We start from the raw sequence: 15,849 nt of genomic DNA on the forward strand, positions 1-15,849 counted from the left end.
TAGCATGTCAAAAATCATCAGCAAAGAGTAATGATGGGCGGCAAGGAGCTCGTTCTCACGGCTAAGGAGAGCGAGGAAGGCAACCCTTCATCAAGTTGCAAGAAGAAGACGGCATACGAGATTCACAGCATGCATCCCATCGCCTTTTCCTCGGAAAAAGATTTGGAGATTATGTGAGCTGTCCAGCGATTAAAAGAGCAGATGCATGCTGACATCATGGCTGCAAAAAAGACGCTGTAATCAAGAAGGCAACACAGATGAAAGAACAGCTCAAACAGAAAGTCAAGAAGCTGCGCGATGATATGCAAGAAGGGTTACAGAATTTGCGGAAGGTTTTCCAATTAAATTCTTGAATAAAAATGATGTGATAGAACTCCCACAGACAGAGAACCAGCGGAAGTGGGACGAGACTTTTGGAAAACCGAATGAACCGAAACCGAATCAAAAGCCGCCGGAGAAGCCGCCTGAGGGGACGGGAAAGATTAACAAAACATATGACCGTCCATCTAAGTTTAGGAAAGGTGTTAAGGACGAGGTTTGGGAAAAAGCAAAAGGTCCTGACGGTGAGGTTAGAGACTCAGTTTCAGGTAAAGTAATGAATAAAGATGAAGCTTGGGATATGGGACATAAGCCAGGTAATGAATTTAGGAAGCATCAACAAAGTGCACAAGAGAGAGGTATTTCAAGAAAACAGTTTCTAGATGAGCACAATAATCCAGACCCCTATCGACCTGAATTACCATCCTCAAATCGAAGCCATAAAGGCGAAGACTTGACAGACGATTATTTTGGTGATTAGGATTGGATATTGGAGACGAGGAGGTTTACTATGAGTATTTCAAATGAGAACAAAGTAATTGCTAAATCGGCTCTAAATGCTTTTGGGGGTAAACCAAGTGTCTCTAAATATTGGGACAATAACAACAAAAGTAGCATTGACTTGCTTTCAGTGGTAAATAGACCCTTTGACGGTGTAAATTCATACTCCACCATAGGACTGTCCGACCACTCAATCAAGTACACAGTTGATGAGACGCCCTTGCGAGTAGAGATAGTGGGAGCAAGCGCTACGGGATATGAAGATTTTCCGAATGTAATAGCGACATGTGCTTTTTGTGTTATCAACTCTAATTATACAATTGCTCATGGCGAAACGTTTCGGGATATAATTAAGATGTACTATCCTGAAAGTGATATGAAGCACGTGCTGTTCTTGTCGCCGTTCCTGTGGGAAGACCTAAAAACGCTTGACTTTCCAAATAAAAAAGTAGCATGGTTACTTGCAGTACCAATTTCCGAAAATGAATATATGTATGCACAAGAAAAGGGTACTGATTCACTAGAAGAATTATTTGAGAAGGAACAAATAGACATATTCGATTTAGAAAGAAAGTCAGTTTTATAGTTTTTTAATGATGACCTTGATTGGCTTCGTGCCTTTCAAGGTTTTTCTTTGGTGGGGTTACCCAGTGCCGAATGAACTCATCATTCAACCAATAACACATATAACCCATGTAATACCAATATAAAGATTTCCTCATTTCATTGTACGCACATAAATGCTTGATTTTTATCACTTAAATAATGGTATTCCGTTACATTGAACAGGTTGATTATGGTCAGATACCACCATGATTGACCTGTTTTTTGTTATCTTCGTTTTCTCACGAGTTTTCTGAAAATAATCGTAATGTAAAATCTCCTCGCAACAGCCCCACCGATCGACGCGATATAGACGATGGGAGGCTATGTCGCAACTATCCGCCACGATACCCCGACTTACTATATTGTGGTCGGCAAGTGACAGACATTTTGTCGCAACAGACTGCCCATTGTAGCGATGATTATTGTGTAAGTACAATCTGGTGACGACCAGTTTACATAAACAGGAAAGGAAGCGTTTCGGGTTAGCCGGTTTCTCTGCTTCATCGCCGCCTGAACAGCCCGATGGAGAGGAAGCGACAATGCTTCATGAAGTCAACACGGCGTTTTATGCGAAAGTTCCGCAAGAAATCCGCGCTGGTTCTTCTTGGACGGCAATGCGGTCAATGTAATGCTTGAACTTGTGTCATGGGGCATGTTGGATAGAGGGCGTGAGATTACGGAGTGGTTTGCCATTAATCAGCAAGTGATGGCTCTGCATCTTGGGCTGAGCGAGAATACCATATGCTCAAAGCTAAAAGAATTGCAGAAGAAGCAGTTCATTGAGGTACAAAGGCGTGGGCGGAGGAACTTCTACCGCTTGAATACGAAGCTGAACCCTTACATCGTTCTGTCAGAAGCCATTCATGGGTTTATCCGCCACGTTTACACCAAGTCCAACTATGACGTGGTGCTAGAGCAGATGGACGACTTAGACAAGGAAGCTATCGCGACAAGCAAGATTTGTTTCGGGAGGCCGTCGTTTCAGCAGTTCTGCCGACGATAAAGAATGAGGACTTGTATCTGCCATATATGAGACGAATACAGGAAGATATACGTCATGCGGCGACGAACGAGACAGGGATGCTGTTATTGGTCAATTATCACAGCATTGTAGTGGATTTATGCACGGAACTGAGCGGAAAAATTGAGCGGCAGGCACGGCTGTTAGCGGAGACGGATTTCAAGCTACAGTCCATGGATGGCATTAGCACTGTGACAGCGGCGGAACTGATAGCAGAGATTGGCGATATTCGCCGCTTCCCGAATGCCGACAAGCTAGCCCCATTGGCGGGATTGCCCCTGTTCGCTTTAGTTCGGGTGGTAAGGGCAAAGACAAAGCAAGCGGTCAAGGTAATCGGGTATTGAACGCCATCTTCCATAATCTAACCGTTCAACAAATCCAAGTGGCAAAAGGCGACAACAAGAAGCAACGGAATCTTATCTTCTACGAGTATTATCAACGGAAGCTAGCAGAAGGAAAGACGAAGAAGCAAGCCCTGATATGCGTTATGAGAAGGCTCGTAAACATCATCTACAGCATGATGAAGAACAAAACGCCGTACATCGCGGCGGCGGCTCTGACAGAACGCAAGGCAAGCTGATATAATGGTGGTGATTGGAAACCCGATTGCCACCTTCTTTATCCCAAGTTTAAGATTACAACTTAGGGGACGGGAAATTCTACTGATGCATACGGTGGTTATTACCAACGTAAGCAACAAAGAACAGATGATTACAATAATAAAACTGGGAAATGGACACCTGCTAAGAAGACATCTCCACCCAATGGACCTTACCGGACAGACAGAGAAGCAGAAGAAGCAGCAAATATACTAGGTTTTGAAAAGGCCAATGGAGGTAGGGCTAAAGCGGCTGTCTTTTATTCAGAAGAACGAGGAGTTTATATAACAAGAGATATTCCGCGGCAGAGCACGGGGAGTGCAGATAACGGTGGTGTGTGGATAATGGCTAATACAATAGAGGAATTAATGAGCAGGTAAACTAGATTGGGAACATATGATAAAAATTTAAATCGAATTGGAGATTAGAGTATGTATTATTGGCAAGTAAGAAAATACCCTCCTTTAAAAGAAGGGGAAGAGAATAAGCCTAAAATCCCTACGTGGACTTCGATAATTGACATAGGGCGGACTTATAATGGGGTAAGCCTCTCAATGAGCGAGTATTTATCTATTGAGGAAAAATATGTTAAGGCAGTGGGAATCTATTTGAACAGTATTCAAGTTTATGAATTGGAAATTTACTTAATAAGTAAATTAAGAGAAGAACTTTTTACTGAACACATTTTAAAGTATCCGAATTGCTATTCTCAAGAAATTGTAGATTCTTATTACTCCTTACAGGACGGTTCTCTCCTTACAGGCAAACAAATAGAACATATCGTTAGATTGGGCATGAGAGAGGACGTTGCTTGTCAACTTAGAAATGGAGACAAATTTTTCTTGAACTTTTCCTACGATTATTACATGGATATTGGTAGCTCTATCATATGTGAGGATGCAATAATGGAGATAAGGAATCTAGGTCTATTTATCGACTTGTGGGAATGGCCATATGAAGGGAATGTATGGGAGAACTCTGTTGAATAGTTTGGATTATACCTTGATTGGCTTAATGCCTTTCAAGGTTCTTTCTTGGTGGGGCTATCCAGTGCAGAATGAACCCATCATTCAACCCAGACGATGCGGTCAATGGATACAGTGATATAGCAATGATGCACCGCTTACCCAAGAGCAGACAGATGAATGGGTTAGTGGTAGTTTTTAAATCGAGAAATTATGCTTTGGATGAAGCACAAGCTAGTATTAGGGAGGCACGATTTACACCAGAATTAAGCCAAGCCGAGAGAATTATGCTTGTAAGAGATGGTATTCAAAGACTATGTTAGGAATTTACATATTATTGAACGATAAGGAGAAATGTAAATGGTTTATAAACATATCATGCGGGTGGGGATGACTATTAATGATAAAAAACTAGGTCATCTTATTGTAGGAGGATTTGATCCGAAGTTCTCCTCACACGATACAAAAGTACCATATCTTGTTAACAAATATATTGTGGTTAAAACTACAACAGAAGAGATAAAATTTAAAGTTAAGAAAATGGATCTTTCGACTTCTATCACAGGAATTTTAAATATTGGAATTATTATTTATGATTCAGATGATTTTGTTAAGATAAAATCAGGTGATGAAGTTTTGGCAGTATTGGATTAAGCATTGCTTCCCGTGCTACAGGGCAAGGGGAGCAATGAGTTTGCAGGCTATTTCTCTGGGCGACTACCCAGTTACGAATGAACCCATCATTAACCATGTCCAAAATCAAAGGAGGAAAAGGGAAATGATAACCTGTACAGGCAGTAGAGGGAAAACTGGGCTTGATTGCTCTAGGCACAAGCAAAGAAGCTTTAGAAATGACCCTAATCTAGATAAGCAGTATACTAAATTTCGTAAAGATAAAGAATTGAGGAGGCATACACTGTGAACACAAACCAAGTTGTTAAGCTAATTAAAAATGCTAAAAAAAGTTTTTTTGTTGGAGCTTTGGATGACGCTAAAATAATTAACATTGAAGATAGGTTAAATGTAAAATTACCAGATAGCTACAAATGGTTCTTGCGGGAATATGGAACTGGCGGAGTTATAGGCGTAGAGATTTTTGGTGGCGGATTGAGGGATATTCCAACATGCGTTAGAGAAACCGTTGATTGGCGTAGTTATGGATTACCTGAAGAATTTGTTGTCATTGAGAATTTTGGTGCTGGTGTATATTGCCTTGATACCTCAAGAATAGAAAACGGTGAGTGCCCAGTTGTTGATTGGGAACAAGGTGAGGGTGTTGGTACCCAAGAGTATGATGATTTTCTTTTGTTTTTAATTGAGAGGTTTTAAAATAGTTAGGGTATTATTTACTATGTTATTCGCCGCCTTGAAGAGTTACAACGTGGAGCAGCCGTACGGTTTATGCCGCACGGCTGTGATGAATAGAATGAAACGCCTTTACTTGGAAAATCCTGCGACGATGTCCGCTGCCGCCCGTACGAGCTCGGGATCGACCGTATCCTGCGCGCGGTTCCCGCGGCGCACGCCGGTGCCCATATGTACCTCGCGTACGCCGGTATCCCGGATAAACGAGGCCAGCGATTGGAGGTTAAGCCCGCTGCCCGCGAGAATGACGATCGGACGTGAAAGCTCGGCGGCCTGCAGCCGGAGAATCTCGTCCCGGGCGTCCAGCACGCTCGGCTTGCCGCCGGACGTCAGCACGCGGTGGATTTGCGGATATTGGGCGAGCACGTGCAGCGTGCCTTCCAGATCGTCCGTCTCGTCAATCGCCCGGTGAAAGGTGACCGACAATTCGCCGACCTCGGCCAGCAGCTTCTCGAGCAGCTCCGTATCCACCTTGCGTTCCGGCGTCAAGCAGCCGGTTACGATTCCGGCGGCGCCGAGACGCCGGACCGTCCGAATATCCGTCAGCATCGTTTCGAGGTCCCATTCGTCGTAACAGAACGAATTGCTGTGCGGGCGAATCATGACATTGACGGGAATGCTGACCGAAGCGACAACCTGTTCGATGAGTCCATAGCTTGGAGTTACGCCGCCTTCGCAGATGCCGGAAATGAGCTCGATTCGTCCCGCTCCGTTTTTTTCGGCAATAATAGCATCGGCCACGCTCGTGGCAATGACTTCCAAGATCATGTTGACAAGCTCCTTTTATATAAATTGGGAAATATGCGGACCGGAAAAACAAGCGCCAATCAATCGGAACCATCGCGGGCTTTCATACGCCTAAGCTCCTTTAAGGAATAGAAGGTGCCCCTCCAGTAAATCCCGCCCTGCTTCAAGGTCAGCCAGACCGAGCGGGTGACGATATAGCATAACAGAACGACGCTCAGAGGCATTAGCAGCGCCTCGAGTCCGCCTTCTCCGGTGATCGAGCGGATCAGCAGTAAATAGACGGCGAGCATCAGCGCGACCGACAGAGCGAAGCCCCAGGCCGCCGGGCCGGACAGAAGCAGCATGCCCGCCCAAGGGAACAGGAACAGCGCAAGCTGACCTAGCACGCCAAGAGCCGCGAAGCTTAGACGGTAGCCGAAGCCCGAAAACAAGTTTTTCTCCAGACCGCGAATGGCCTCCCCAAGGCTTGTATACCATTCGACGGCAATATGCTCCGTGCCGGAGGCGAGCCGCTGCCGGAGCCGCGTTTCCTTGACCTTCCGGCCGAGCTGAAGATCGTCGTCCGGCCGCAGCGCGATGGCTTGGTGCGTGCCGATCCGCTCGTACGCCTGTCTGGTGATCAGATTGAAGGCGCCGATCCCCATCCCGTGCCGGTGCTGGAAATCGTCGTTCCCCCGCCAAGGGCGGATATAGAGACTGAGCGTAAAAAAGAAAAACTGCACGAACGTTCGAAGCCACAAGCCGCGTACAAGCATCCGGGGGGCCAGCGTTACATGATCCGCCTGCTGCTCCTGCAGGAAGCGGACCGCATCCTCCACCGTTTCCGGCTCGAACTGCACGTCGGCGTCCGTGAACAGCAAATATTTGCCCCGCGCCTGCAGATAGCCTTGATACAGCGCATGGTTTTTGCCAAGCCAGCCGGACGGCAGCGACGTAATGTGAATGACCCGCAGCGGCACCGCGATGCCGGCCCGTCCCTCGGACCACCGCCGCAGTTCGTCCAGCTTGCGTCCGGTCGTATCCTGCGACCGGTCGTTCACGGCGATGATTTCGATCCGGGGGTACGTTTGCCCGAGCAGATGCTTCACCGTTTCGACGATGGAAGATTCCTCTTCTTTCGCCGCGATAATAATCGAGACGAGAGGCGCTTCGGATTCTTTGCCGTCCTGAGGAGTCCTGCCCGTTCTCCATCCCGCTTGTCCTTGCTCCGAGCGGGGAAGCTTCAGCATCCATTGCCGCGCCCGCAGCGTGTCCCACAGCATGAACAGCCAGTAGGCAAGCGCCGCCAGCGCCCATATGTCCATGACCCCCATCGGGTTGATCCCTGCCTTCCGCCGGTTCTGAGCTGTTCTTGTGCTCAACCTTGCTTTGTCCGAATTATAGCATGTCTGGCGTTGTAGGAACAAATATTGAAAGCGATATTCCTATGCAGTATGCTACTATATAAAAAACAACGGAAAGGGGAAACGCAATGACGAATGAGCAGGCGCAGCCGTTATTCCGCAAGAAGCTGAAGGCTGCCGAACTGCCCGATTTTTTGCGTATGATTCGAACGCGCGGCCTGACGGCGGAAGACCTGGTGTTTCTGTGCATCGGCACCGACCGCTCGACGGGCGACGCCCTCGGACCGCTGGCCGGCACGATGCTGCAGGAAGCGGGGTATCCGCATGTTGTCGGTACGCTTGCCCATCCGTTCGATGCAAGCAACATGCGGGAGCGGCTGAATGAAATTCCACAAGGGAAAACCGTGATTGCGATCGACGCTTGTCTCGGTCAGGCCGCCTCGTTAGCCTGGTACCAGGTGTCCAACCGTCCGCTGGAGCCGGGCAAGTCGGTCGGCAAGCAGCTTCCGCACGTCGGCGACTATTCAATTGCCGGGATCGTCAATGTGGATGCCGGGCAAAAATACGCGATTCTGCAAAGCACTTCCTTATTCCGCGTCATGAACATGGCCAGAGAAGTCGTGTCGGCTGTCCGCAGCGTATTCCCGCCGGAAGAAGCGGCTTGTCCCCAAATCAGGGAAGAAGCATGAAAAAGAGCGGCTATCCGCACGGCCATTGTGCCATGCGCCAGATGCCGTCCCGCAGCAAAAGAGCCGCCGCTCCGTTGGGAGCAGCGGCTCTTTGCCGTTTGGCATACGCCGTATGAGATTATGCCGTTACCTTCAAGCCGACGATACCGCCGACGATGCACAGCAGGAACAGAACCCGCAACAGATCGCGCGGCTCGCCCAGAAAAAACATCCCCACAATGACCGTACCTAACGCGCCGATGCCGGTCCATATCGCGTAAGCCGTGCCGATCGGCAGCGTCTTGAGCGCTTGAGACAGAAAATAAAAGCTGACAATCATCCCGACGATCGTCACGACGCTCGGCCAAAACCGAGTCCAGCCTTGCGTATATTTTAAGCCGAGCGCCCATACGATCTCCATAATCCCTGCAATCGTTAAATAAATCCATGCCATAATAATCCGCTCCCTTCTAGGATGTCCTGTCTTCCGCAATGCCTTTCCAGTAGATTCCCCAAACGGCTGTCAGCCGATGCTCCCAGTCGTCGGGCCGGTAATAGAACTGCTGGAGGAACGAACCGTCCAGCAGGCAGTAGAACGAGGCGATCGAATCCTCGGAACGTTCGCGGCGAAGTACACCCGAAGCCATGCCCTCCTCGAAAACAATCCGCAGCAGCCCGGTAAGCTGCTCCTCCGATGCGGTAAACCGCTCGCGCAGCACCTCCTGCAGCGCATTCGGCGGGAACAGCATCGTCCGCTTAAGAAAGGTCGCGTATTCCTCGCTAAGCAAGTAGGTGCGGCACACGTCATGCAGAATCGTCCGCAGCTTTTGCTCCGTGCCGAGCCCGGTCAGCTTCTCGGTCAATTGCCGGACACGGGAGGCGTGCTCGGCCAGACAATCGTCGTATACGGCCAAGAACAGCTCTTCCTTGCTCTTGAAATGCGCGTAGAGCGAAGGCGTCTTGATCCCGACCTCCTTGGCGATTTCCGATAGCGGCACCGCGTCGTAGCTGTTCTGCGAGAAGAGCCGCAGCGCGGAGGCCTTGATTTTGTGAACTGTCATAAAAAAAACACCTTCCTAACTAACGATAATTAGGTTGGGTTCATTATAGATCAAATTTCGTTCCAGATCAACCATCTTCAAAAAAAATTACACATATCCGGGTTCGTCCGCATATATAATGGGTATTACCTTTTTAGTGTTCAACGGAAAGGAGCATGCGCGTGAGAGATGTGAGACATATCAATCTGAGCGATCCGGACGGCCGGGTATACTGCTGTCTGCGGAATAGAGTCGTGAAGCTGGATGAAGAACAAAAACAAGCTTTTTGCAGCGGCTGCCGCATGTATGCGGGAGAAGCGAGCGGGAAAGGCGTCGAATGCGTATGGGAGGACCTTCGTCCGGTGAGCGATCCGCACGTGGTCCGCGATCCGTACGCCGAGCTGGCCAGCAACCAGAAGAGGCAAATTTGGCCGACGGATCATCTGTCAACCTGCATGGTCATTGGGGGATGAGAAAAAGAGGGATTGGAAGGAAGATGTCGAATGCTATGCAGAGAGGTCGCAAAGCCTGTTTAACCAAGGCTTAACGACCTCTCTGCGGCGTTTATAGCATATCCCAGATTTGTTTGCCGATCAATATGGCGGTAATTCCGATAAACAGCGGCTTCACGTATTTGGAGCCTTTGCGGATGGCAACCTGCGAGCCGACGAGGGAGCCTGCGATCATGGCTAGGCCCATCGGCAGACCGTAGCCGAGATGCACCGACTTTAACCAGAAGAACGACGCCAAGGAAGCGATGTTGCTGGCGAAGTTGAGCACCTTGGCATTGGCCGAAGCGCCTACGAAATCAAATCCCAGCATCAGAAACAGAAAAAGCAGGAACGAGCCGGCGCCAGGGCCGAAAAATCCGTCGTAAAAGCCCAAAGCGAACGCGCATACCGCCGTCGCAAGTCCGCGTGCGAACGTAAACCGGACCTGCTGTCCCGAGCCGTCCCAGTTTTTTTTCAGCAGCGTATAGATGAGAATGACGATCAGAAGACCGACCACCAGCGGCTTTAAGAAGGTGGAAGGCACCAGATGGATCGTATACGTGCCGAGAGCCGATCCGATGAAGGACAACGGAAACAGGAGCAGCACCAGCTTGCCGTTAATTTTGCCGGAAAATAAAAAGGAGGCGGTGCTGGTTAACGAGGATAGCGTTCCCCCAAGCTTGTTCGTTCCGAGCACCATATTGGTCGGAAGTCCGGTGAACATCAGCGCGGGAACGGCAATGAGTCCTCCTCCACCCACGACGGAGTCGATGAAGGCGGCGGCGAACCCGACAATAACGAGAAACAAAATCATATCGAATGAGGGCAGTTCCACGAGCAATTTCTCCTTACGACGTCAAGTTAAATACTGGCAGACCGAAACAAATAATGCATTCTAAAGTATAAAAAAAAATACAGGTTTGTACAATGCCAATTTGTTGGGGACATTACTCTGGGAGAGGAGAGGGTCCATGCTTCGCTTCATGCGGCCCCGGACGGTGAAGCAGCGTTTTCGTCTGTGGATTGCGCTGGCCATTCTCATGCTCGGGCTTTCGATCAACATCGCTTTTTATATATTGTATCAGCAGGAAGCTCGGGCAGAGGCGCTGCGCAATTTGTCGGACAAGCTGAGTCTGCAGACGTTGTTCATCGACCGGTGGGTGCAGGAGCGGGAGCTGGATATGCGTCTGCTTACCGAGGATGAGGCCGTCAGAACGCTGAACAAGCCTTTGATGGAGAAAATCTTCCGCGATTTCACACTATTGCAGAGAGAATTCTCTTCGCTATCTTATGTGAACGCAGACGGTATCACGGAAGTGGATACCTATTCGGCTACGGGCCTCCAGGTCAACGAGCGCGATTACTATTGGGCTGCGAAACAGGGCAAATCGTCGATGTCGGATGTCGTCATCGGCAAAGCAACCGGCGAACCGGTCATTATTTTCTCCGCCCCTACTTATGACAAAGGGGGACGATGGACCGGACTGCTGCTCGGCTCGGTCAAGCTGGAGACGATTCAGCGGGTGGTAGGTTCGCTGCATTCCGGGGAGACGGCGGACTTTTATCTCCTCGACCGGGTCGGTGTGCCGGTGACGAAGCCCCGCTTTATCGACGACGTACGCCAGAACTCGCGGCCGATCTCGACGGACATTACGCGCCGCGCAGCGGTGCAGGCGGTCTCGAAGGAGGCGTATGCCAACTACAAGGGAGACATCGTATTCGGTTCGTATCAGTGGATAGCCGGCCACCGCTGGCTGCTGGTGGGCGAAGTGAGCAAAAAGGAACTGTATGTGAACTTGTACGGGCTGATGCTCGTTTTCATCGCCATAACGTTGGCCACGCTGATGTTAAGCTTCAGCGGTATCGTTATTCTTACGCGGCGGATCGAACGTCCGCTCGAATTTTTGCTGCAAGGCACCCGTATCATCAAGGAAGGGCAATACGGATACCGCATCGACCCGGCCGTCTTCAAGCATGCCCCTGCCGAGCTTCAGGAGCTGTGCGATACGTACAACCTGATGAGCCGTAAGCTAAAAACGACAGTCAAGCTGCTTGAGGAGTCGGCTATGATCGATCCGCTCACCGAACTGTACAACCGCCGGTATATGATGCAGAACGGAAACCAGCGCCTGCTTCGGGCCTTGGCAGCGGGGTATCCCTGCTCGGTGTTGTTAATCGATATCGATTATTTCAAGCAGGTCAACGATACGCACGGCCATTTGGTCGGCGACCGGGTGCTGCGGCATGTGGCGGGAGTGCTGCAGAGGCAGACGGGAGGCGACGAATTAGCCGCCCGATACGGCGGAGAGGAATTTATGGTGCTTGCGCTGCGCTTGGGCGCCGTGCAGGCCAGAGCCTTGGCGGAGACGGTCCGCCGGGCCGTAGCCGCGGAGCCTTATGAGGCGGACGGCGTACGTATCGCGCTGACGGTTAGCATCGGAGGCGCGGCGTGCACAGGCTTGGCCGAAGGAGCGGACGCGAAACTGCTGCTGGAGCAAATGATCGAAGAAGGGGACAAAGCGCTATACCGGGCCAAGCAGCTTGGCCGCAACCGGGTCGAGTGGGAATCCGGTCCGCCGGGAGACGGCTGATCGGACGCCGCTGCGTTCAGGAGCGGGACCGGCCTTTTCACCTCCGGGCGAAAGCCTGCATATACTGGGGTCATCGGCCTTGGAGGCGCTTAAGGAGGCAGGGACGCAGTGGAATGGGAGGAATTTGAACGGGCAAGGCGGGAGCGCATCGTTACCCGCCGGTTGGCGAAGCCCAGACTTGACGTGAAATATCCGCAGGTGCTGGGACTTCAAAACCGGCTCGTCCAGCGGATCGTCAATCATTCGATATTGGACGCCATCTACAAGCTGATCCGCAAGCAGGACTACGTGCAGGACCAGACCAGAACGGTATCGGGCAGCTATAAAGTCAAGCTTCATAAAAACGGCCTGCTCAGCTTGCTGTACGACGTTTACGGATACTCTCAGGGAGCGGCGCACGGCCTCACCTTCCAGAGCTCGCAGACGTTTAATTTGCGGGACGGTACGGAATATCAATTAAAGAATTTGTTTAAACCGGGAAGCGATTATGTCCGCCGGCTGTCGGCCATTATCCGCCGCAGGTTCAAGGAGCAGGATATTCCGATGCTCACGGAATTTCGTTCGATCCGCCCCGATCAAGATTTTTATTTGACGGACCGCGCCATCGGCATCTATTTTCAACTATACGAATATACGCCGTATGCCTACGGTTTTCCGACGTTTGAAATCCCTTTTACGGAAGTCGCGGATATTCTCGATCCGAACGGTCCGGTCGTTTGCTGGCCTATCGTTGAACGGTGTTCAGGCCGCCGGCGCCGCTGTCGAGGAGACGCCGGCTTTGTTGCAGCAACTTGATAACCTTAGGAAGGCGAGGCGAAACTATGGCCAAGCATGCCATCGTCGCAGGGAGCACAGGGCTTGTCGGACGCGAGCTGGTAAGCTTGCTTCTGGAGCATCCCGCTTACGACCGGGTGGTCACGTTAGTACGGACCGACTCAAGCATCCGGCATCCGAAGCTCGAACAGCGCGTCATTTCCTTCGACCGCCTGGCTGACGAGGCGGCTGGCGGTTTCGATGGCGCCGACGTGTTCTGCGCCCTCGGGACGACGATAAAGAAAGCGAAGACGCAGGAGCAGTTCCGCAAGGTCGATTACGGCTATCCGATGGAGCTCGGCCGGCTGGCGTCCGTCTCGGGCGCCGCGCAATTTCTTATCGTCACGGCCATCGGAGCGGACAAGCAGTCGGCCTTTTTTTACAGCCGGGTCAAAGGCGAGACCGAAGAGGGGCTCAGAGCGCTCGGGCTGCCGGCGCTGCATATTTTCCGGCCTTCGCTGCTGCTCGGCGAGCGGGAAGAGGTCCGCTTCGGGGAGCGCGCAGCTGCGCTTCTGTCCCGGATCGCCGGTTTTGCCATGCGCGGGCCGTTGCGGCCGTACAAGCCGATCGCCGCGCGGACGGTGGCCAAGGGCATGCTCGAAGCGGCGCTCCGCGGTACCCCGGGCACTCATGTGTACCCGTCGGACCGGATCGAAGCGCTGGCTTCCCAATAAAAATGAAAAAAGGCCGCGGATCGCGGCCTCAGGCTGTTGAGAAAGAGGTTTTTAATTGAAATAGAGAAACATACGGAGGTGGGGTATCTACTGGAGGAGCGATATCGTTCGCCTTTGTCTGCGGGAAATACCCGCTGTTAAGCGGCTTCAATTAAAGTTTCCCGCTGACAACAGCGACCGGAAGTAGATACCCCACCCCCTCGTACATCTCTATTATCCCATTAGACCACTTTCGCAACAAACTCAGGCCGCGGACCGCGGCCTGAAAAGGACTACTGACCCGGCAGCTTCTTAGGCTTGCTGCCGAACCACTTCACGTATAGCGCTTCGTACGTTCCGTCTTTGGCGACGGCTTCGATGGCGCCGTTGATTCTACCGAGATGCTTGTTTTTCTTTTTCGCAACGATGGCGTAGCTTTCTTTGTTCAGCACTTCCCCGACCATCTTCACTTTGCCTTCCCCGTCGTTTTGCAGGAAATGGTGGACGTTGCGCTCGTCGAAAATGACCGCGTCCAGCTTTTTATTTTTCAAGTCGGTGTAAGCATCCGAGATATCGGGATAGCCCCGGACCTCTTTGGTGCCTTGGATTCCGCCGGCATAAATATAAGAGGTCGAGCCGCTTTTGGTTCCGATGACTTTCCCGGTCAGATCGTCCTTGCTCTTGATTTCCTCGTTGTCCGAAGCGGTAAGCAGGACCAGCCCGGTCTGAAAATACGGATCGGAAAAAGCAAAATTATCCTTGCGGGCTTTGTTGACGGTCATCCCCGCGATCGCCATGTCCACTTGGCCGGATTTCACGGCTTTGTTCAGCTCTCCTTGCGTCATCGGAACAAGCTCGTATGGCAAGTTCGCTTTTTGCGCGACCGCTCTCCACAGCTCCACTTCGAACCCTTTATTCTCTCCGTTCTCGGTATACGTGAACGGGCGGAAATTGCTTTCTATCCCGACTTTGACCGGTTTTTCCCCGCCGCATCCCGCGATCAGGAGCGTCAAGAGGACAGCCAGCAGTCCGATTCCCCGTCCGCTGCGAATTACGACATCCATTCCCTTCGTACCTCCTTTTCAGGTAAACAAAGGTATTGTTTGTCTTCCGAGGGACGGTTATGCAATCCGGCCGCCGGGCGGATAAAAAAAGAGGGGCCCGCTTAGCGTCAGCCCCCGAACGACTCCCGGAACGCTTTGGCCAAAGCGTCCGATTCCACTTCCCACAAAGCGGCCACTTCGCCGCAGACGTTCTCGTCGAACCAATCGGCCAGCACCTTGCGATTGTCCGCATGCTCCACAATATAAGGCAGGTTCAGCAGCACCTTTTTGTAATACAGCTTTTCCGCCTGCTCTACCGCTTGTTGAGGGACGTAACGTCCAAGTTTTTTACGGGCGCGGTACAGCTCCCGGCTGCAAGTGCGGCGAATTTGCCGGGCGGACGGGTAAGGCCGGCTGTGCTTCATTTGGTTTGTTGGATTCATCGATAGCGGCATCTCCTTCCTGCCATTATGCTATGCGGAAGAAGGGCGGGCGGGTACTGCCGACGGCGGTTTTTAGAAAAGGGGCGGCGTCTACTCGTCGATGACCAGGTAGCCGACCATCGGCCCGTTGTGCGCCATGTCGGGATGGGTCAAGCAGATGATCCGGTAGACGCCCGGTTTGGAGGCGCGGAAGGAAACGACGGTTTCCTTTCCTTTTTTCACCTCTCCCTTAATGTTAAGGCCTTCGATGATAAAAGGATGGCTGGCGCCGTTGACGCCGTAGATGCTAAGCCGGATGCGCTCGCCTTTTTTCATATAGATCGTTCCCGGGTCCCAGCGGTAAGCTTCGATCGTTTTGCCGTCCGATGTCGTCGATTTGAACTCGCCGGTTACGAGCTGGATCGTCCGTTCGGGTCCGGCAGGGCTCATCGCGGCCCGAATCGTTTCGCGTTCCCAGAAGAGCAGCGCGGCACCGGCCAACAGTACGGCGGCGGCTCCGATTTTCAATCCCTTCAGTCCTTTTTGGCTCATCACATATACCTTGGTCATCGGCATCCCCTTCGGTTTCGGATCGTTTGTACGAGTATATTCGGGTGCTTGTCTGAACATGCCGGATCGGTTTCAAACCGGGAAGCGCCGGGT

Annotated in this window: 19 protein-coding genes and 2 pseudogenes; 13 read left to right on the top strand and 8 right to left on the bottom strand. The window is 51.4% G+C overall.

Annotated features, from left to right (window positions below; translation table 11 throughout):
* Positions 1-478 precede the first annotated feature (478 nt).
* From QJ48_RS38770 to QJ48_RS17415, 8 genes and pseudogenes are all read left to right on the top strand, one after another.
* Positions 479-799 (top strand): annotated as a pseudogene (locus QJ48_RS38770) (HNH/ENDO VII family nuclease); the annotation flags it as partial.
* A gap of 30 nt (positions 800-829) precedes the next feature.
* On the top strand, positions 830-1,405 hold the full coding sequence (locus QJ48_RS17385) for a suppressor of fused domain protein (protein WP_054974819.1): 576 nt from the start codon (positions 830-832) through the stop codon (positions 1,403-1,405).
* 624 nt (positions 1,406-2,029) lie between these two features.
* Positions 2,030-2,428, top strand: coding sequence for a BlaI/MecI/CopY family transcriptional regulator (locus QJ48_RS17390; RefSeq protein ID WP_157261665.1), 399 nt, complete (start codon positions 2,030-2,032; stop codon positions 2,426-2,428).
* 182 nt (positions 2,429-2,610) lie between these two features.
* Positions 2,611-3,026: pseudogene (locus QJ48_RS38775) on the top strand (transposase); the annotation flags it as partial.
* Between the two features lie 228 nt (positions 3,027-3,254).
* Positions 3,255-3,425 (top strand): toxin C-terminal domain-containing protein, encoded by a 171-nt coding sequence (locus QJ48_RS39505; protein ID WP_157261668.1) that lies wholly within the window; start codon positions 3,255-3,257, stop codon positions 3,423-3,425.
* Between the two features lie 51 nt (positions 3,426-3,476).
* The gene (locus tag QJ48_RS17405) at positions 3,477-4,034 is read left to right on the top strand and encodes a hypothetical protein (RefSeq protein WP_054974822.1); all 558 of its coding nucleotides are present in this window, start codon (positions 3,477-3,479) and stop codon (positions 4,032-4,034) included.
* A gap of 336 nt (positions 4,035-4,370) precedes the next feature.
* Complete coding sequence (locus tag QJ48_RS17410) at positions 4,371-4,664, top strand: hypothetical protein (protein ID WP_054974823.1); 294 nt, start codon at positions 4,371-4,373, stop codon at positions 4,662-4,664.
* Between the two features lie 264 nt (positions 4,665-4,928).
* Positions 4,929-5,339 carry an SMI1/KNR4 family protein gene (locus QJ48_RS17415; RefSeq protein ID WP_054974824.1) on the top strand — a complete coding sequence of 137 codons (411 nt, stop codon included), beginning with the start codon at positions 4,929-4,931 and terminating at the stop codon, positions 5,337-5,339.
* Positions 5,340-5,447: 108 nt separating this feature from the next.
* Here QJ48_RS17415 and QJ48_RS17420 read toward each other — a convergent pair whose 3' ends face one another.
* Both QJ48_RS17420 and QJ48_RS17425 read right to left on the bottom strand, forming a co-directional pair.
* On the bottom strand, positions 5,448-6,143 hold the full coding sequence (locus tag QJ48_RS17420) for a copper homeostasis protein CutC (protein ID WP_054974825.1): 696 nt from the start codon (positions 6,141-6,143) through the stop codon (positions 5,448-5,450).
* A gap of 59 nt (positions 6,144-6,202) precedes the next feature.
* Positions 6,203-7,483 carry a glycosyltransferase family 2 protein gene (locus QJ48_RS17425; protein ID WP_237762953.1) on the bottom strand — a complete coding sequence of 427 codons (1,281 nt, stop codon included), beginning with the start codon at positions 7,481-7,483 and terminating at the stop codon, positions 6,203-6,205.
* 110 nt (positions 7,484-7,593) lie between these two features.
* On the opposite strand from QJ48_RS17425, the gene yyaC reads away from it, so the two are divergent.
* The gene (yyaC, locus tag QJ48_RS17430; protein WP_054974827.1) at positions 7,594-8,154 is read left to right on the top strand and encodes a spore protease YyaC; all 561 of its coding nucleotides are present in this window, start codon (positions 7,594-7,596) and stop codon (positions 8,152-8,154) included.
* A 118-nt stretch (positions 8,155-8,272) separates the two neighbouring features.
* On the opposite strand, the gene sugE is transcribed toward yyaC, so the two are convergent.
* Both sugE and QJ48_RS17440 read right to left on the bottom strand, forming a co-directional pair.
* Positions 8,273-8,587: a quaternary ammonium compound efflux SMR transporter SugE gene (sugE, locus tag QJ48_RS17435; RefSeq protein WP_054974828.1), complete on the bottom strand. Its 315-nt coding sequence runs from the start codon at positions 8,585-8,587 to the stop codon at positions 8,273-8,275.
* A 16-nt stretch (positions 8,588-8,603) separates the two neighbouring features.
* Positions 8,604-9,194, bottom strand: coding sequence for a TetR/AcrR family transcriptional regulator (locus QJ48_RS17440; protein WP_054974829.1), 591 nt, complete (start codon positions 9,192-9,194; stop codon positions 8,604-8,606).
* 155 nt (positions 9,195-9,349) lie between these two features.
* Here QJ48_RS17440 and QJ48_RS17445 point away from each other — a divergent pair, with 155 nt between their 5' ends.
* On the top strand, positions 9,350-9,646 hold the full coding sequence (locus QJ48_RS17445; RefSeq protein WP_157261666.1) for a hypothetical protein: 297 nt from the start codon (positions 9,350-9,352) through the stop codon (positions 9,644-9,646).
* 91 nt (positions 9,647-9,737) lie between these two features.
* On the opposite strand, the gene QJ48_RS17450 is transcribed toward QJ48_RS17445, so the two are convergent.
* Positions 9,738-10,499 (bottom strand): TSUP family transporter, encoded by a 762-nt coding sequence (locus QJ48_RS17450; protein ID WP_054974831.1) that lies wholly within the window; start codon positions 10,497-10,499, stop codon positions 9,738-9,740.
* Positions 10,500-10,635: 136 nt separating this feature from the next.
* Between QJ48_RS17450 and QJ48_RS17455 the strand changes: the two genes are divergently transcribed.
* The 3 genes from QJ48_RS17455 to QJ48_RS17465 all read left to right on the top strand — a co-directional run bounded on the left by QJ48_RS17455 (position 10,636) and on the right by QJ48_RS17465 (position 13,742).
* A complete protein-coding gene (locus QJ48_RS17455; RefSeq protein ID WP_054974832.1) occupies positions 10,636-12,255 on the top strand; it encodes a diguanylate cyclase in 1,620 nt (539 codons plus the stop codon).
* A gap of 108 nt (positions 12,256-12,363) precedes the next feature.
* The gene (locus QJ48_RS17460; protein WP_063858114.1) at positions 12,364-13,050 is read left to right on the top strand and encodes a DUF3298 and DUF4163 domain-containing protein; all 687 of its coding nucleotides are present in this window, start codon (positions 12,364-12,366) and stop codon (positions 13,048-13,050) included.
* Between the two features lie 26 nt (positions 13,051-13,076).
* Positions 13,077-13,742: an oxidoreductase gene (locus QJ48_RS17465; protein ID WP_054974833.1), complete on the top strand. Its 666-nt coding sequence runs from the start codon at positions 13,077-13,079 to the stop codon at positions 13,740-13,742.
* Positions 13,743-14,014: 272 nt separating this feature from the next.
* On the opposite strand, the gene QJ48_RS17470 is transcribed toward QJ48_RS17465, so the two are convergent.
* The 3 genes from QJ48_RS17470 to QJ48_RS17480 form a co-directional block, all read right to left on the bottom strand.
* Positions 14,015-14,785, bottom strand: a complete 771-nt coding sequence (locus QJ48_RS17470; protein WP_054974834.1) for an ABC transporter substrate-binding protein — start codon at positions 14,783-14,785, stop codon at positions 14,015-14,017.
* A gap of 107 nt (positions 14,786-14,892) precedes the next feature.
* Entirely contained in the window at positions 14,893-15,207 is a 315-nt protein-coding gene (locus tag QJ48_RS17475) for a hypothetical protein (protein WP_054974835.1), read from the bottom strand.
* 90 nt (positions 15,208-15,297) lie between these two features.
* Positions 15,298-15,756 carry a cupredoxin domain-containing protein gene (locus QJ48_RS17480; protein WP_054974836.1) on the bottom strand — a complete coding sequence of 153 codons (459 nt, stop codon included), beginning with the start codon at positions 15,754-15,756 and terminating at the stop codon, positions 15,298-15,300.
* Positions 15,757-15,849 lie beyond the last annotated feature (93 nt).

The organism is Paenibacillus sp. A3 (genome assembly GCF_001399685.1).
Classification (GTDB): Bacteria; Bacillota; Bacilli; order Paenibacillales; family NBRC-103111; genus Paenibacillus_G.

What these genes read in the sequence shown, in the direction of transcription:
- yyaC (WP_054974827.1), top strand. Translation starts at nt 7,594, where the DNA reads ATGACGAATGAGCAGGCGCAGCCGTTATTCCGCAAGAAGCTGAAGGCT.
- QJ48_RS17445 (WP_157261666.1), top strand. Translation starts at nt 9,350, where the DNA reads ATGCGCGTGAGAGATGTGAGACATATCAATCTGAGCGATCCGGACGGC.
- QJ48_RS17440 (WP_054974829.1), bottom strand. Translation starts at nt 9,194, where the DNA reads ATGACAGTTCACAAAATCAAGGCCTCCGCGCTGCGGCTCTTCTCGCAG.
- QJ48_RS17420 (WP_054974825.1), bottom strand. Translation starts at nt 6,143, where the DNA reads ATGATCTTGGAAGTCATTGCCACGAGCGTGGCCGATGCTATTATTGCC.
- QJ48_RS17480 (WP_054974836.1), bottom strand. Translation starts at nt 15,756, where the DNA reads ATGACCAAGGTATATGTGATGAGCCAAAAAGGACTGAAGGGATTGAAA.
- sugE (WP_054974828.1), bottom strand. Translation starts at nt 8,587, where the DNA reads ATGGCATGGATTTATTTAACGATTGCAGGGATTATGGAGATCGTATGG.
- QJ48_RS17455 (WP_054974832.1), top strand. Translation starts at nt 10,636, where the DNA reads ATGCTTCGCTTCATGCGGCCCCGGACGGTGAAGCAGCGTTTTCGTCTG.
- QJ48_RS17410 (WP_054974823.1), top strand. Translation starts at nt 4,371, where the DNA reads ATGGTTTATAAACATATCATGCGGGTGGGGATGACTATTAATGATAAA.
- QJ48_RS17470 (WP_054974834.1), bottom strand. Translation starts at nt 14,785, where the DNA reads ATGGATGTCGTAATTCGCAGCGGACGGGGAATCGGACTGCTGGCTGTC.
- QJ48_RS17465 (WP_054974833.1), top strand. Translation starts at nt 13,077, where the DNA reads ATGGCCAAGCATGCCATCGTCGCAGGGAGCACAGGGCTTGTCGGACGC.
- QJ48_RS17385 (WP_054974819.1), top strand. Translation starts at nt 830, where the DNA reads ATGAGTATTTCAAATGAGAACAAAGTAATTGCTAAATCGGCTCTAAAT.
- QJ48_RS17405 (WP_054974822.1), top strand. Translation starts at nt 3,477, where the DNA reads ATGTATTATTGGCAAGTAAGAAAATACCCTCCTTTAAAAGAAGGGGAA.
- QJ48_RS17475 (WP_054974835.1), bottom strand. Translation starts at nt 15,207, where the DNA reads ATGAATCCAACAAACCAAATGAAGCACAGCCGGCCTTACCCGTCCGCC.